Origin of the sequence: Shewanella vaxholmensis, from assembly GCF_031932135.1 — a bacterium.
GTDB classification, from domain to species: domain Bacteria; phylum Pseudomonadota; class Gammaproteobacteria; order Enterobacterales; family Shewanellaceae; genus Shewanella; species Shewanella hafniensis.
Genome location: NZ_JAUOEV010000023.1, coordinates 69,846 through 84,910, shown reverse-complemented (window position 1 = coordinate 84,910; position 15,065 = coordinate 69,846). Strand labels below are relative to the sequence as shown.

At 44.8% G+C, this 15,065-nt stretch carries 11 protein-coding genes and 2 pseudogenes; 7 read left to right on the top strand and 6 right to left on the bottom strand.

The annotated features are described in order from the left end of the window. Window positions 1–182: 182 nt before the first annotated feature. From Q4Q46_RS17745 to Q4Q46_RS17735, 3 genes and pseudogenes are all read right to left on the bottom strand, one after another. The gene (locus Q4Q46_RS17745; protein ID WP_311906639.1) at window positions 183–359 is read right to left on the bottom strand and encodes an ATP-binding protein; all 177 of its coding nucleotides are present in this window, start codon (window positions 357–359) and stop codon (window positions 183–185) included. 2,834 nt (window positions 360–3,193) lie between these two features. Continuing rightward, window positions 3,194–4,702: an EAL domain-containing protein gene (locus Q4Q46_RS17740; RefSeq protein WP_503676837.1), complete on the bottom strand. Its 1,509-nt coding sequence runs from the start codon at window positions 4,700–4,702 to the stop codon at window positions 3,194–3,196. A 251-nt stretch (window positions 4,703–4,953) separates the two neighbouring features. After that, a pseudogene (locus Q4Q46_RS17735) lies at window positions 4,954–5,419 on the bottom strand (IS3 family transposase); the annotation flags it as partial. 250 nt (window positions 5,420–5,669) lie between these two features. Between Q4Q46_RS17735 and Q4Q46_RS17730 the strand changes: the two are divergent. From Q4Q46_RS17730 to Q4Q46_RS17720, 3 genes and pseudogenes are all read left to right on the top strand, one after another. Beyond that, window positions 5,670–6,458, top strand: coding sequence for a type IV toxin-antitoxin system AbiEi family antitoxin domain-containing protein (locus Q4Q46_RS17730; protein WP_311906636.1), 789 nt, complete (start codon window positions 5,670–5,672; stop codon window positions 6,456–6,458). Beyond that, window positions 6,451–7,386 (top strand): annotated as a pseudogene (locus Q4Q46_RS17725) (nucleotidyl transferase AbiEii/AbiGii toxin family protein). The gene Q4Q46_RS17730 and the pseudogene Q4Q46_RS17725 overlap by 8 nt, the downstream one beginning before the upstream one ends. A 451-nt stretch (window positions 7,387–7,837) precedes the next feature. Beyond that, window positions 7,838–8,281 carry a low molecular weight protein-tyrosine-phosphatase gene (locus Q4Q46_RS17720; RefSeq protein WP_311906635.1) on the top strand — a complete coding sequence of 148 codons (444 nt, stop codon included), beginning with the start codon at window positions 7,838–7,840 and terminating at the stop codon, window positions 8,279–8,281. A gap of 230 nt (window positions 8,282–8,511) precedes the next feature. Here the strand turns inward: Q4Q46_RS17720 and ylqF are convergent, their stop codons facing one another. Beyond that, the gene (ylqF, locus tag Q4Q46_RS17715; protein ID WP_220592779.1) at window positions 8,512–9,453 is read right to left on the bottom strand and encodes a ribosome biogenesis GTPase YlqF; all 942 of its coding nucleotides are present in this window, start codon (window positions 9,451–9,453) and stop codon (window positions 8,512–8,514) included. Window positions 9,454–9,603: 150 nt separating this feature from the next. Further along, window positions 9,604–10,443 carry an isopenicillin N synthase family dioxygenase gene (locus tag Q4Q46_RS17710; RefSeq protein ID WP_311890804.1) on the bottom strand — a complete coding sequence of 280 codons (840 nt, stop codon included), beginning with the start codon at window positions 10,441–10,443 and terminating at the stop codon, window positions 9,604–9,606. Between the two features lie 397 nt (window positions 10,444–10,840). On the opposite strand from Q4Q46_RS17710, the gene Q4Q46_RS17705 reads away from it, so the two are divergent. Continuing rightward, entirely contained in the window at window positions 10,841–11,746 is a 906-nt protein-coding gene (locus Q4Q46_RS17705) for a bifunctional methionine sulfoxide reductase B/A protein (RefSeq protein ID WP_311890803.1), read from the top strand. Between the two features lie 97 nt (window positions 11,747–11,843). Here the strand turns inward: Q4Q46_RS17705 and hemB are convergent, their stop codons facing one another. Next, a complete protein-coding gene (gene hemB, locus Q4Q46_RS17700; protein WP_311906634.1) occupies window positions 11,844–12,827 on the bottom strand; it encodes a porphobilinogen synthase in 984 nt (327 codons plus the stop codon). 351 nt (window positions 12,828–13,178) lie between these two features. Between hemB and tsaB the strand changes: the two genes are divergently transcribed. The 3 genes from tsaB to Q4Q46_RS17685 all read left to right on the top strand — a co-directional run bounded on the left by tsaB (window position 13,179) and on the right by Q4Q46_RS17685 (window position 15,034). Further along, window positions 13,179–13,892, top strand: coding sequence for a tRNA (adenosine(37)-N6)-threonylcarbamoyltransferase complex dimerization subunit type 1 TsaB (gene tsaB, locus Q4Q46_RS17695; RefSeq protein WP_259569879.1), 714 nt, complete (start codon window positions 13,179–13,181; stop codon window positions 13,890–13,892). 106 nt (window positions 13,893–13,998) lie between these two features. Continuing rightward, the gene (locus tag Q4Q46_RS17690; protein WP_006081355.1) at window positions 13,999–14,313 is read left to right on the top strand and encodes a hypothetical protein; all 315 of its coding nucleotides are present in this window, start codon (window positions 13,999–14,001) and stop codon (window positions 14,311–14,313) included. After that, window positions 14,306–15,034, top strand: coding sequence for a M50 family metallopeptidase (locus tag Q4Q46_RS17685; RefSeq protein ID WP_311906632.1), 729 nt, complete (start codon window positions 14,306–14,308; stop codon window positions 15,032–15,034). Before Q4Q46_RS17690 ends, Q4Q46_RS17685 begins: the two co-directional genes overlap by 8 nt. Window positions 15,035–15,065 lie beyond the last annotated feature (31 nt).

Sequence of the window (15,065 nt, the reverse complement as noted above, 5' to 3'; positions counted from 1 at the left end):
TACCTTTTTAAGAGTTATAGGGATTTAACGCTCAATGGAATGCGTAAGGTGAAGCGTGTGCCTTGACCTTATATCGAGGTAGCCTGCAGCGAACCATTCAGTATACCTACAGCAATATTATGGCAGATAGCAAGCCCAAGCCCAGAGCCTCCAGTGCCAAATTTTGTGGTGAAAAAAGGCTGCTAGATGCGGGCCCAAAAGGCTTTACTCACGCCCTTCCCGTTATCGGTGACATAAATAATCACATCCTCGCTTTCGGTTTCAGCACTGATGGTGATAGTGCCGCTGTCGGTTGGGGTGAAAGCATGGATTGCTGCATTGTTCAGTAGATTTGAGATCTCTTGCCGTAACTGTCGCAACTAATTTCTGTGCTGATGGTGTTTTCGAAGGTCCATTTCACATACCAAATTAAGCTCGCGAATCACTCTATGTGAGACTATATCAGTGAATCAGACTTGCCTAGTCTGATTCATGTCCTGAACACCGTCTTTTTGCGTTAGCTTTGGGCTAACGCGTTTTTGTCCCAAAGTGTGTTGCGTATGTCTTTAAATCTACAGATTACGCGAATGCACGAAAGGTGAGCAATGGCTCTCGTTCATAAGCTCAGAACCCCTAGGTTTCTATTCACAGTGTCGATGAGTGAATGACATGGCAATCCTGTGCGAGTGGATATCAGCAAACGATAAGCTGCTAAAATCAAAGTGATAGGCCATTCAGAAGATTTTTCCAACACCTATCTGTCCAAAAATGAGCTAGTGAATCACTCTAGGCAAGTCTGATTAACTGTAACGATGTTTGCAATCTCTCATGGTCAGGTCTTACTTTTGAGTCCCACATTACTTTATGTATCTCAAATTATCAGACAATACAGGGCAGACCTTCGAGCTGTGACACGCTTTGTGGTAGAAGTGGATTAAAGCCATCTGTCGGATCTAATTGCATCGTGATTTGAATATTGACAGGTTAAGTCACTAATCCAGTTTAATCGTGCGTTCAGTTTGATCTGTTCTTAGACCACTATCTTCACCTGCAGACGTGTCACTCCGACACGTTATGCTTCATCTCCAACCGTTAGCTTTAACCAATCCCAATGTTCAGTAATACGCTAATGCCAGTGGTCGATGAAGTCCGATACCCAAGTGTGTAGTTCCGCTTTGGTCCTATGATCCTGTAGTGTTTGCCTGTAGGTGTGTCCGCTAATCTCATGCTGGCTAATTGCTTGTTGGGATAAGGGTATAGATAGGGCTGATACCTAGCATCAATGTGCATGTTTACGTTTTTGTCAGCGGCTTTACCTGCAGATGTATTAGTCGTTCAGGCATTTGCTAATGCCCGCGGGTGAAGCCGGCATAAATAGGGCTGATATAGACGAGTGAGAATACCGCACGTTTTCTTAGCCTTAGTTGTTGCCGATATGTTATTTTTGCGATAGGGGTTTTACGCCATTCGAGTTCAACAGTACTTCGATGCGGCCTAGATAATCCCTAGATAGCCTCAAAAAGTTGGGAGCACTCAAACCCATGCAACAGTAAGGTTACAGGCGAGTCGTTGCATCAATCCTACAGGAGGATGCAACGACTCGCTTTTGTTGCTTTTGTGTTAACGCTTGAAGGGCGTAAAGGGTAGGGCAAAATGTGAGGTTTTTGGCTGTTTGGGGTGAATTGATGGCGCCCAAATGGATCCTTCTATTCGGCTCACTGTTTCGGTCGCGGCCTCATCCTGCGAAGGCGTTATCCGCTCCCCTTTTTTAGTCATCGAAAGCAGGTGAACTGGGATGATCTGCACACTGTTTCTGGGGGATTGAACGCGTTTTTAGGCTCATGCTGCCTTAACCTGAATTGTTATTGATATGTTTCTATTCAATGGGTGTTGTTCAGTGTGTTGCACCAATATGGTTCAACCGTTTTTCGATGCGGCCTAGATAATCCCTAGATAGCCTCAAAAAGTTGGGAGCACTCTAGCCCATGCAGCAGTAAGGCTACAGACGAGTCATTGCATCAACCCTAGTGGAGGATGCAATAGCGTGCATTTGTTTCTTTAGTGTTAATTGTTGGCGATAGGGTGAAGAGGGTAAAAGCCAAGGTTTTAGACGGTTTTAGGTGAATAGCAGCTGTCTAGGCCTAGGCTTACTTTAGCCGAGTCCCACTTTACCTATATTAGTCATCTTGCATGGATAGAAAGGGAGCGATGATCATGTGCAATTATGATGAATTTAGATTTTCAGATGGGCGGATTTTGTGCCTCGCCGATGCTCACGGTTTGATTGAAGCCGAACGCGACACCTTATGATGATGAGAATCACTATCAACTCGATGTAGATGCGAACTATTATCATCACGGGTCCTTCTGGCGCGGTTGATTGCGGGGGCAGCGACGCGCAGTGCTTCACTACATATGAGGATTTTAGAGGGCTTGGTTGTTGTTTTATTAGCGGGCTTTTAAGGGGTGTTCATAATTTTGAACGCTATATATGGTGTTGATTATAAAAAATTATTTTCGTTACTTTCTCAGAGGGACAAAATTTAGGTATGCTCGGATATACCAACTTCAACAGATCGATTTTGTGATCCTTTGATCTTTGTTGAATGGGCCGATATTTTGCCTCTATGGGTAAGCGAGTCACTATAAAGTGGAGAACAGTGAGGGGGGGAGAAACCTACTTTTAGTCTGATTACATCAGAGCATCGCCGCCTAGGCTCATCGATTCGTCCCAGCTTTATCCCAAAATCACTTAACTGATAACTAAATCATTCAAAATCTCTAACCGGTTAGTACAGCATATGGTTACTGTGATTGTATACAGTGTTCTGATGGGCGTATTCTTCTTTTTATTCCAGTCTCTGCGCATGCTGGGATGAGTGTTTTTGAGACACATGCAGATGAGCTTAAGTCTTGACGAGCTACTCGTGCTGCATCGAGTTAGTTTGCAAGGTCACTAGCATATTATTGGGTAGATAAGACCACAGTTGCTAGTGGTGATAAAAAGCTTAACTCACCCGTGCTCATATCGGGATGCGACCTGTTTATAGAGATGAGTTGACGACAGCGAAAAGCAGCCTGCCTTATGGGTTCTCAACTAAAAGTGTCCAGTTTGGGTTGACCAGAACAGTATGCAGATCAAGAATAAAATTACCCACTAATCCTATGGCATTTCACATTAACAAGGGCTCCTAAGAGCCCTTGTCTTTATGCATTATGAATGATTATGGTAATAATTTAATAACTGATCCAAGGGTAAGGGCCTAGCGTACAAATAGCCTTGATGTATGTATACCCCTTTGGCGGCGAGATAGTCTGCTTGCTCTTGCGTCTCGACACCTTCAGCGATCATCTCCATATTTGCTTCCTGTCCGAAGGCAATAATAGAATCAAGTACAGGAGCCTTTAAATCTTGAGTGCCAATGGTATCAATAAACATTTTATCGATTTTGATACTGTTAATACCAAGCTGTTGTAAATAACTAAAACCACCAAATCCAGTACCAAAATCGTCCAATTTAAAATCATGACATTGGGGGGCGACAGCATTGATTTCAGTGAGTGCCAATTCAAAAAAAGTAATAGGCTTGCGCTCTGTTAACTCGAATGAAATTCGCTTCACACGTTTATCTTGATGGGATTTTAGCCACTCACTGAGTAAGCCAGCCTCTAAATGCTCCGCCACAACATTCACGCTAACCCATCCCTTAAGTCTAGTTAAATCCCGATAAACCTGCTCTAGCAAGCTTTCGGTTATTGATAAGATTAAGCCCGAATCTTCGGCATAGGGAATAAACTGATTAGGTTGTACTAATGTCCCATCAAACCTACGCCAACGTACTAACATCTCTTGACCAACGACTTGCCCAGTTCGGCAATCGACAACGACTTGATAGTAAGGAATAAACTCTTTACGTTTTAATCCCTTCTGGATCAGAGTATCTGTCGAAACCCTTGCTGATATCCAGTTCCAATATAAGATCACTGCAACTATGGCCAACAATAGGGCAATGATTAACAATGACATACCTGTTTTTAGCCCAATATCCTTATACAGCTTATCCCCTGCCTGGAGGACAAAATCTGCATTAAGCCATGTGTCGTGTCGAGATTGTTCAATAAAAATCTGTTGTTGACTTAAGGCTTCGACGCCTCGCGTCAACGGTTTTAGGTCACTATAGGTAATTTGTAACTGGTAGCAATCGGAACATAGCTTTGATAACAGGTCGTTATATACGGAGCTGTTGGTTAATACGACTAATTTATGCTCGCCTAACGGAAACATAAACATCAAATTTCGAGAGCGATCATCGGTCGCCATTGTCGTGGCAATACTTATCGATTTATCGCCGATTAACTGTACATAATGCTGATCAATTTTATAATTCACAGCAGGGCCAATATTTGAACATTTAGTTCCATTGGCTAATTCTAGCTGAATAAACCTCACCATAGTAGGGCTTAATAATGAGCTATTTAGCTGAACAATATCCGCTTCTGAGCAAGTAAATGACAAATTTCTAAAACCATCTAAGTTTTTGAAGTTTTCGATGTTTCCGGAAAACGACCGGCTGATCGCATTGAGATCTTCAGTCACTTTCTGTTTCATTAAGGATGAAGTTAACCAAGGGTAAATTAAGGCTGCAATGAGCAGAGGAAATAGAAACAATAACGCTGTATGTAACCAGCGATTAAAACACCAACCCGGATAAATCCATTTCATACTATTGCACTCACTCATGTTAACCCATGCCATTTTGGCAATACATAAATCTATTTAAAACTAGCCCTATCATTCTAATCGAATTAAATATCCGTTCATTCAGAGCGTTGAAGCCCGCCCTTCGAGAGCCACACAGGCATCCAACTCCGTTATTGCATTGACTTAAAATTTCTTCGTCAATGCGCCTTAGATTGAAATGCCTGTGAGGCTCTGAACAGATTAGATATTTAATGTGATTCCTCATAGTACATTGAGCTTTTATTTAGCATCAGTAAAGCGGCTGCTTCAGTTTAAGGCTTTCTCCTTATAATTTAATTCTCTTTTCAAGAATTTGATTTCAGCCTTGTCCGCTTTAGCCTGCAGCTTAATGGTTTTTGCCTGCACTTCACTGGTTTGAAAACCCGCCAAACAGTCAAGTTTTCACTGCTGAACTTGTTCGCAAAACAAGCCTTTTTCTCGACAATACTGACTAATTTCAGCTTCCGACATTGGCGCTGTTTCAATGATAACAGCAAGCTTAGTTTCAGCTGACCAATCATCGGTTGTTAATGTTTTACCTGGCACGGGGCGACTTTCCTTTTTGGCTTTATCTCGGCAATGATACAAGGTTTGCACTGCCATACTTTCTTCTCGTGCAACCTTTGCGACAGTTAAATTGTGGGGTGGTAATAATTTTTTAAATATTGTGTCTTTACGTTCTTGTGAATACTGAGCCATGTCATTCTTTGTTACCGATCCCTGTCTTTATAAAATAGTGATTTTTAAGGGGTGAGAACTATTCTGACACAGGGGGCCTAACTGCGATTCAGCTGGATGTTTAAGTCTGCCAGAACCGATGCTTTTCTCATTTAGTCAGTTTACATTTTTAGGTAAAATCGTACTTTAGGTGCTATTTAATTGCAATTTTTAAACCACGTTCCTATACTCAGTTTAATTTATTAAATATTTTGGTACTTATGGTACAACTATGTCATCAAAAATAAACTGGCTGATTAATCATACGAGTCCTGGTGCGGTAGTGCTTCAGTCGTGGTTGACACAAAATGAGATCAGCTCATCTTTGGTGAGAAAATATGTGCAGAGTGGTTGGCTGTACAAGATTAGTGCGGGGGTTTACGTTCGTCCTGAGTCAACAGGCAAGTTACAGCCTCATTGGGTTGAAGCGCTCAAGGCTGTGAATGAGCAGCTAAAGCTTCCTGTTCACCTTGCGGGAGTCAGTAGCCTAACACATCAAGGGCTTAGTCATTATCTTCAACTAAGCAGCGAGCAAGTTTGGGTTGGCTGTCAAAGTAAGCTGGCGTTGCCAAAGTGGTTCCGCGAATTGGAAGAGCAAAACTGGCTTTTTTATACCAGTAGCAAGCTGACCCAAACGTTGGAAAAAGACTTTATTACTATAGGGGTGAAAAATAGGGAAGTTAAGGCAAGTTGTGCGGAGCTTGCAGCCTATGAGGTCGTCAATGCCATTGGCAAACATATCAGTTTTGAGCATGCCGCGGAGCTGTTTCAAGGGTTAGTGAATCTCAGCCCACGTAAAATTCAGTCAATACTGAATCGAAGTGAAGCCGTACAAGCTAATCGCGTATTTCTCTTTTTAGGCCACTACTATCAACACCAGTGGAGCAAAAGGCTAGATGAGCAGCAAATCACGCTCGGTGCGGGAAAGCGTCAGGTGGTGGCTCATGGCCGTTACGATGGGCGGTATCAAATAACAGTGCCGGCATCGTTTATTAAGACAGAAGAAAATCAATATGAATAAGTCATCGATATACTACCAGCAAGTGACCTTGCTTATTCGGATGCTGCCGCTCGTCGCCCAAGAGAAGGTATTTGCTCTAAAGGGCGGTACGGCTATCAACCTATTTGTACGCAACTTCCCACGCTTATCGGTCGATATCGATTTGGCTTATCTTCCTTTGGAGCCAAGGGAACAAGCGCTACAAAGTGTGAAGGAAGCGCTTGGTCGTTTGACTGCGCAGATCAATCTATAACCGAACCTTAGTGCAGTATTTCAAGACAATAAATATGATGAGCTCAGGGTTGTCGTGACAAGTGATAGAGTCACAATAAAAATTGAAGTCTCTCCTGTTGCGAGAGGTACGCTACACAAAGCGGTATTAATGCCAGTCGTTGAGTTAGTTGAAGAAGAATTTGGGTATGCAGAGATCCCCGTCGTAAGCCTGCCTGATCTATACGGAGGTAAGTTATGTGCAGCGATGGATAGGCAGCACCCAAGGGATCTTTTCGATGTGAAAATGCTGCTGGCGGAAGAGGGGATCACTCGAGAGATTTTAGTCGGCTTTCTCACTTATACACTTAGCCATCCAAGGCCTATTAATGAAGTGATGTCTCCACGCTGGAAACCACTTGATGAAAGCTTTCAAACTGAATTCAATGGAATGACGACAAAGCCGATTAAACTCGATGAGCTTATTTTAACTCGCTCAGAAATGCTCACAGCGTTGCTGCATCACTTTACCGCAAAGGACAGAGATTTTTTATTATCCTTTAAACAGGGTCAGCCTGATTGGTCATTGTTTGATGAACCGAGCGTCGCGGCACTACCTGCGGTGAGATGGAAGCTATTGAATATCCAGAACTTAGCGAAAAACAAATCCAAGCATCAAGAACAACTCATTAAACTGGCTGATGTATTGGAAGCGTGGGTTGCAGGTCGGATACTGTAATGTGCAGTGTATTGCCGATTTTATCTGATAGTTCGCTGTTTGTGGGCGTTACTTTGGTTCGACTGATTATTGGACCGTCTCTATTCAGCTGCAGGATACTTCCAAAAAGTGATTTTCTTGAAAATAAAAAATAATTTCAAATAGTACTACATAAATTGCCACAGGGTATTAAACACTACCGTGATGGCTGGAGCATCTGCGCCATTGCCAGTGTCACTCTCGGCGATAACATAGCAGGGTGCAAGGAACAGCATAGACTTGCTACTTATTGAAGTAGAGGTCCAGTTTTGCATCTAGAAGGTGCGTTATTCACACTTTCTCTCTCCAAAACCCAAAATAAGTAATTGATTAAAATAGCATTTAAATTTGTTCAATGTTCTCTACAAAAAACACCTCAAATAGCAATTAATCAATTGATTTTATTGCAATTTATCTTGTTTATTGTGTTTATATGGGCAATATCTGCCGCTCACCGACGGCACAAGCTGTGTGCCGCTTTAAGGTTGCGCAGCGTAGGCTCAATATTGAGGTAGACTCTGCGGGTACTATTGGTTATCAGCAAGGGGATACGCCTGACCGCCGTGCTATGGCGGCGGGGGAAAAGCGGGGTTTTAGTTTCGATGGAATGCGGGCTCGGCAGGTTGTGGATGCCGACTTTGAACATTTTGATTTAATTTTGGCGGCGGATAAGGCCAATTTAGCGGATTTGCGTAGTCGTTGTCCGCTTGAGTATCAGTACAAGTTACAGTTAATGCTCTCTTATGCGAATACGCAAGTCACGGAAGTGCCGGACCCTTACTATGGTGGCGAGCAGGGCTTTGAACTGGTGTTGGATTTATTAGAGCAGAGTTTGGATGCCTTGCTTGATAGGTTGACCTCTGGTGCGCAAAAGTAGTTGCGCGTGACAGTGTTTGTTAACGCGACATCTTCGTTTATGAAAATAAAAAGCCAGCATATTCAATATGCTGGCTTAAATATTAAGCTTGATGAATTAGCTTACTAAGCTTGAATATCAACGCCATTAGCGTCTTATCTTCAACACACGTTGAGCGTTATTTTCAATGCTTGCAGAGATAGTAAGATAACTTGCCGTGATGACTAAGCGTGATGACTACGCGTAATGAGTTAGTCGTTATGGCGCTTACCAGAACGCTTCAATCTTTCTGCTGCAAGTTTGGCTTCTTTTATTGCTTCCTTCTCCGCCATGATGCGGGCGACTTCAATCTTCTCAAGCTCGGCCATCGCAGGCGTTTCTAACGAGAGGAGGCCGATTTTTCCTGAGCGGTATTCATGCAGCAATAACTCAGATGCCTTGTGCATATCAATGCGACCACCGGGGCGCAGCGCACCACGTTTGCGGCCGATTTCCTCGAGAAGTGCGACATCATCCTTGGGTAATTCACTTAAGTTGTAGCGTTCACAAATCTCTTTTGGATAAGCGGTTAAGAAATACTTGGCGGCGAACAGGGCCACATCTTCATATTCCATCGCGGTATCTTTAATGGCGCCCGTGACGGCAAGGCGATAGCTGCTCGCTTCGTTATCCACTTTGGGCCACAAAATACCCGGAGTATCCGATAGCACGATACCGTTACGTAAATTAATCCTTTGCTGGGTTTTGGTTACCGCAGGTTCGTTACCGGTTTTGGCGATAACACGGCCAGCTAAGGTGTTGATGATGGTGGATTTCCCAACGTTAGGAATACCCATGATCATAGTGCGAATGTCTTTTTCGGTTTTATCGCGACTCGGCACTAGCTTACGGCAGATATCAGGGATCTTTTTCACCATTGCCGCTTGCAGTGTGGTGATCGCGGTGGCTTTTACGCCTTGTTCGCGTTCTAAGTATTCAATCCATTGCGCAGTGATCTCTGGATCGGCCAGATCAGATTTATTGAGTAGTTTGATACAAGGTTTGTCGCCTCGAAGCTGAGCCACCATGGGGTTTTCGCTACTGTAGGGAATACGCGCGTCCAGCACTTCGATAACAAGATCGACCTGAGGCATTGCCTCTTCAATCTCTTTGCGTGCCTTGTGCATATGCCCTGGATACCACTGAATTGCCATGATAACGCCTTGTCCTAAATAACTTAAAGAACGGCTATTCTACCTTGAAGGTGGCGAATGTCATAAAAAAAGCGCCCTAAGGCGCTTTAATCGCTTAATCCTTGACTGTCTTTTGTGATTATCACTTGGATTAATAGGCGGTATTAAGGGTTAAATAACCCCTAGTTCGCGCAGTCTTTCCATCAAATAACTGTCGGCGGTATAACGCTCAGACAGCACGACAGCAGGGTTTGGATGCAAAAATAACGGCAAAGAGATCCGTGGTTTGGTTTTATCCGTACCTTCAGGATTGATGACGCGATGTGACGTCGATGGGAAATAACCGCCAGACGCTTCCTGTAGCATGTCACCGATATTGATAATAATGCTGCCAAAATCGCTGGGGACATCTAACCAAGTGCCATCTTTGGCTTTCACTTGTAACCCAGGCTCATTGGCCGCAGGTAACACTGTGATAAGGTTAATATCTTCATGGGCGGCGGCGCGAATGGCGCCCATTTCTTCACTGCCCGTCATCGGTGGGTAATGCAGAATACGCAGTAAGGTTTTTTGGCTGTTGGCGATCATTTCTGGCAATGGCATCGAAAACTTGGCTTTTACGTCTTCGGGTGAGTGGGTTTCAATCCACTCTAAAAGTTCTGAAGCCAGCGCATTGGCTTTGTCGTAATAGGCGAGAATATTGGCACGCAGTGAATCGGGGATCCGGCCCCAAGGATAAACGTGATAGTACTCTTTAATGTCTTTGACTGTGTTGCCTTTGGCGGTTTCAGAAATTGATGCGGGGAAGAAACCGTCGTGGGTTTCTTTTTTGAACATATAGTCGTTTTTAGCTTCTGAATTAAAAAAGGCTTGCCACTCGGTGTAGATGTCTTCAACTAAGCGCTTATCAATCGGATGATTAGATAAAACACCAAAGCCAGTTTCCCTAAGTGATTCAACGAATTGCTGGGCACTGTTTTCAGCGCGGTAATCAATGGTTTCTAATTTCATTGTGGTTTCTACTTGTTATATTTAGTTGTAATTTGACCCGCAGCAAGTGTAGCCGTGCGCTTGAGCGGGTGCAAACACTCCGCGAGGGTGAGTGAGAGCAACTGCTGTATTTTCCGTCATTTATGTTGTCGCTTAATGCGCACTGATTTAAATGCTTAGATTAGGACTGACTTAAGTGGCAAGATTTTAGCCGTTAAACCCGTTAGTATGGGTTATTGGATGTGTTGTGATTAGATTTGTTGTGATTGATGTCAGCCGCATTTTGAAGCCGAGTGCAAGATATCTTGCTTGGAGTGGGTCTTATGTTGGGTTTTATGGAACAGCTGCTTAATTAACTTAATCAACTTAATCAAAGAGTATCAAAATAGACAACGACGTGAGTCGAAAGGGCATTAATATGAACAAACTGACCGATTTTGAACGCTATGTTATCGAAGAAAAAGGCACTGAACGCCCATTTAGTGGTGAGTATTATGATCATGATGCCAAGGGTTTGTATTTATGCAAAAAATGCCATGCGCCCTTGTACCGCTCTGAGCATAAATTTAATGCCCATTGTGGCTGGCCAGCTTTCGATGATGAAATCGCCGGCGCTGTAACGCGCCATGTTGACGCCGATGGCCGCAGAACCGAGATTGTCTGTAGCCAATGTGGCGGCCATTTGGGCCATGTTTTTGAAGGTGAGATGTTAACCCCCAATAATATTCGTCACTGTGTTAACTCCGTTTCTATGGTTTTTAAAGGGATGGATGATGCTGTTGAACCAGCATCGAACAGCTTTGCGACTTTTGGCGCTGGGTGTTTTTGGTGCGTCGAGGCTATCTTTCAAAGCCTCAAAGGCGTGGTGAACGTCACTTCTGGCTATGCTGGCGGTGATGCCCATGATGCCGATTATAAATCGGTTTGCTCAGGCCAAACTGGCCATGCAGAGGTTGTGCATATTGAGTTCAATCCAGAGGAAATTGATTTTACGACGCTGTTAAAGGTCTTTTTTGAGAGTCATGATCCGACCACGCTCAATCGTCAAGGCAATGATAAGGGGCCACAATATCGCTCCGTGGTGTTTGCCCATAATGCTGAGCAGATAGAGCAAACTACCGCTATGCTGACTCAGTTAGCAGCAGCCAAGGTTTTTGATGCGCCAGTAGTGACCCAAGTGTCAGCGTTTGAGACGTTTTATCCCGCTGAAAATTATCACAATGATTACTTTGCTTTACACGGTGAGCAGCCTTATTGTCAGATGGTTGTGCGCCCTAAAGTCGAAAAAGTGAAAGCCTTGTTTGCACGATTGCAAAAAGCTTAAGCAATTCAGCGCAGGATGCTAAATACAAAAACGCCACCGATAAAGGTGGCGTTTTTAATCGATTTTTTAATGTCCGCAACGATAGTTACCGAGGGAACTATCTACTCTCGGCTAACCACTGGGCGTATTGTTTGGTGTAATAGCTGACAATCAAATCCGCTCCAGCTCGCTTTAAGCCGACAAAGGTTTCTGTCACCACTGCACGCTCATCCAACGCACCTGCAAGGGCGGCAAACTTGATGCCCGCATATTCACCGCCGACTTGATAGGCGGCGAGTGGTAAGTGAGTTTCTTGTCTTAAACGGCTTAACACATCCAAGTAGGGCGTACCGGGTTTAACCATCAGGATATCGGCGCCTTCGGCTTCATCTAATGAGGCTTCTAACAGGGCTTGGCGACCGTTGGCATAATCAAGCTGATATCCCTTGCGGTTACCACTGAGTTCACAATCGACCGCGGCTCTAAAAGGACCGTAGAAGGAAGAGGCGAATTTTGCCGAGTGAGCCAGAATCGCCACATGTTCAAAACCTGCGGCATCAAGCCCTTGGCGAATGGCTTTCACTTGACCGTCCATCATGGCCGATGGTGCTAACATATCAGCGCCCGCTTTGGCGGCTGTTATCGATTGCTTAACTAAATTTTCGACGGTGAGGTCGTTGCAGACTTCATTATTGTGCACCACGCCGCAATGGCCGTGATCTGTATATTCACAAAAACAAATATCGGGGATCACCATCATCTCAGGCACGGCGGCTTTAATGGTGCGCACCATGCGGGCGAGTAAGCCATTGTCATCCCAGGTGTCGCTGCCTTTATCATCCTTAGTGTGGGAAATCCCAAAGGGCATCACATAGCGGATCCCGAGGGCATAAAGCTCGCGCACTTCTTCCGCCAGTGCAGTCTCAGGTAAGCGGCTGATACCAGGTAGAGTGGAGATAGGCACTGCGTGGGTGATGTGCTCTTCAATGAACAGGGGATGGATGAGATCGCTTAACGAAATATGGGTTTCGCGCAGCAGATCGCGCATCGCTTCTGAACTACGTAAGCGTCTTAGGCGACGCAATGGAGGCGTGTTTAACATGAAATATCCTTATCGAAGGCGGGTTAGTGCTATCGTACAATAGTAAAGGAATGGCAAGGAATGAATTCAATCCAGACTTGTCTGCTCTGACAAGCAAAGTTGAAAAAGTTTCCCCAAGCTGGCGGTATTCCTTAATGAGTTTATCGATCATTGACTTAGATCACATAAATCCATCAAGTCCTGATTTGCTACTGGATATCATGCGGGCGCTATTTTAGCTGACTTGCTTGCTTAGCCCTTTGTTTTCGGGCATTTGATGTTATTATTTGCGCCAGTTTACTCATGGCATATTCGCACAATACCGAAATGGTCAACTTGATGCGAAATCTTGCCCGCTAATCCGGTTTTGAAATGACAATAACACATGAACACTCTGCTTGTATTCTTGCCTTAGACACTTGTACCGAATCCTGCTCAGCTGCGCTGCAATATCAAGGTCAGATTTATGCTGAACTTGCCGATGCGCCGCGTGAACACAGCCAGCGTCTGTTGCCTATGGTCGATTCAGTGCTCAAGCAAGCAGGCATTAGCTTAGATAAAGTGGCGGCGATTGCCTATGGTCGAGGTCCTGGCAGTTTCACGGGGATCCGTATCTGCACTAGCATGACCCAAGGTCTGGCACTGGGGTTAGATTTACCTGTGATTGGTATTTCAACCTTAGCGGCTATGGCACAAATGGCCATTAGCGAGCACCAAGCCGAGCAAGTGCTGTGTGCCATTGATGCGCGCATGGGCGAAGTGTATTGGGGGCAGTTTGTGGCCGTCGATGGTATTGCGACATTAGTCGGTAAAGAAGTGGTCAGTGCGCCTGCCAACGTACAACTTCAGCTTGATACTCAAGCGCCCATTGTGGCTTGCGGCACCGGTTTTGATGCGTATCCTGATTTACTGGCACTCGGCAAAGGGATTTTAGCTCTCGACGCCGTGAAATATCCCGATGCAAGGGCTATGCTGATATTGGCTGAGACAGGTATCAAAGCAGGACTAACAACCTCGGTCGATGAGCTTGAACCTGTGTATTTACGTGATACAGTCACATGGAAAAAGTTACCTGGTCGTGAATAAGCTGTTCTTTGCCTGAGTATCTGCGATAGAATCTCAGGCAATTAATGCTAAGCATTCTTAACTATGAATGGCTTAACGATGAATAGTGCAAACTTAAGGCTTCTTGATGCAAGTTAATGTGAATCAAATGAGTTTGACGAATGCTGTAGCGAGTAATAGACCCGCTATCGCTCAGGGGCTAACCGCACCTGAATCGTCACGCCCAGTGATTGAGCAAGATGCCGTCGAAGCCCTTAGTTTAGAAACCCAGCCTAAAAGTAAAAGCGCAGCGGGAAATTTACAGTCAAGGCTCGGCGCCCACCTCGAGTATGAGCAAGACACGCGTGGCCATCAGGGGGCGATAGCCCAATATTTACAAACTCAACATGCCGCCAAACGCGATGAAATTCAGCAAATGGTTGGCGTGGACTTGTATGCTTGAACATCAACAAAAGCCTCCCCGTTCTACCTCGCGATTTTCCTCTTCTAAATTAACAGGTTTAGCCGCCAGCGGTGTACCAAGCCGTGGCTTGTTTATCATCGAGCTGGTGGTGGCGTTACTCATCACTCGCATTCCCTATTTAAGCGTGCCGTTTAAATGGCTTGAAAGCTATTTCCATGAATTGTCCCACGGCATTGCGACGATATTAAGCTCGGGTGTGGTCAGCCATATTCAATTGTTTCCTAACGGCGCAGGCTTTTGTTTTAGCCAAGGCGGCTCGCCGATGTTGATTGGTTTTGCTGGGTATTTTGGCGCGGCCTGTTGGGGATATTTAATCTACTTGCTCGCGACTTGGCCAAAAGGGATCCGCGTGAGCTTTGCCTTGCTGGGCGCTTTAGTGGTGCTAAGCGGCTTGCTTTGGGGAAGGGATATCCTCACGCTGGCGATTCTAGCCGTACTCACTATTATTTTGTTGTTACCGCTTAAACTCAGTCAAAACAAGATGCTGACCCAGTTTCTACGTATTATTGGCTTGATGATTATGCTCAATGCGCTGGCAAGTCCAACTGTGTTGCTCGGGCTTGATGGCCAAGGTGATGCGGTGATGTTGGCAGAACGTTCTTGGATCCCCGCGTGGTTCTGGGTGGGACTCTGGTTATTAACCAGTGCCTGCGCCTTGTATTTTGCGTGGCGCCGTGTCGATAACGCTGCAAGTCGTTAGTCATCAAGGTTAATTAATACCTCAGGCGTAT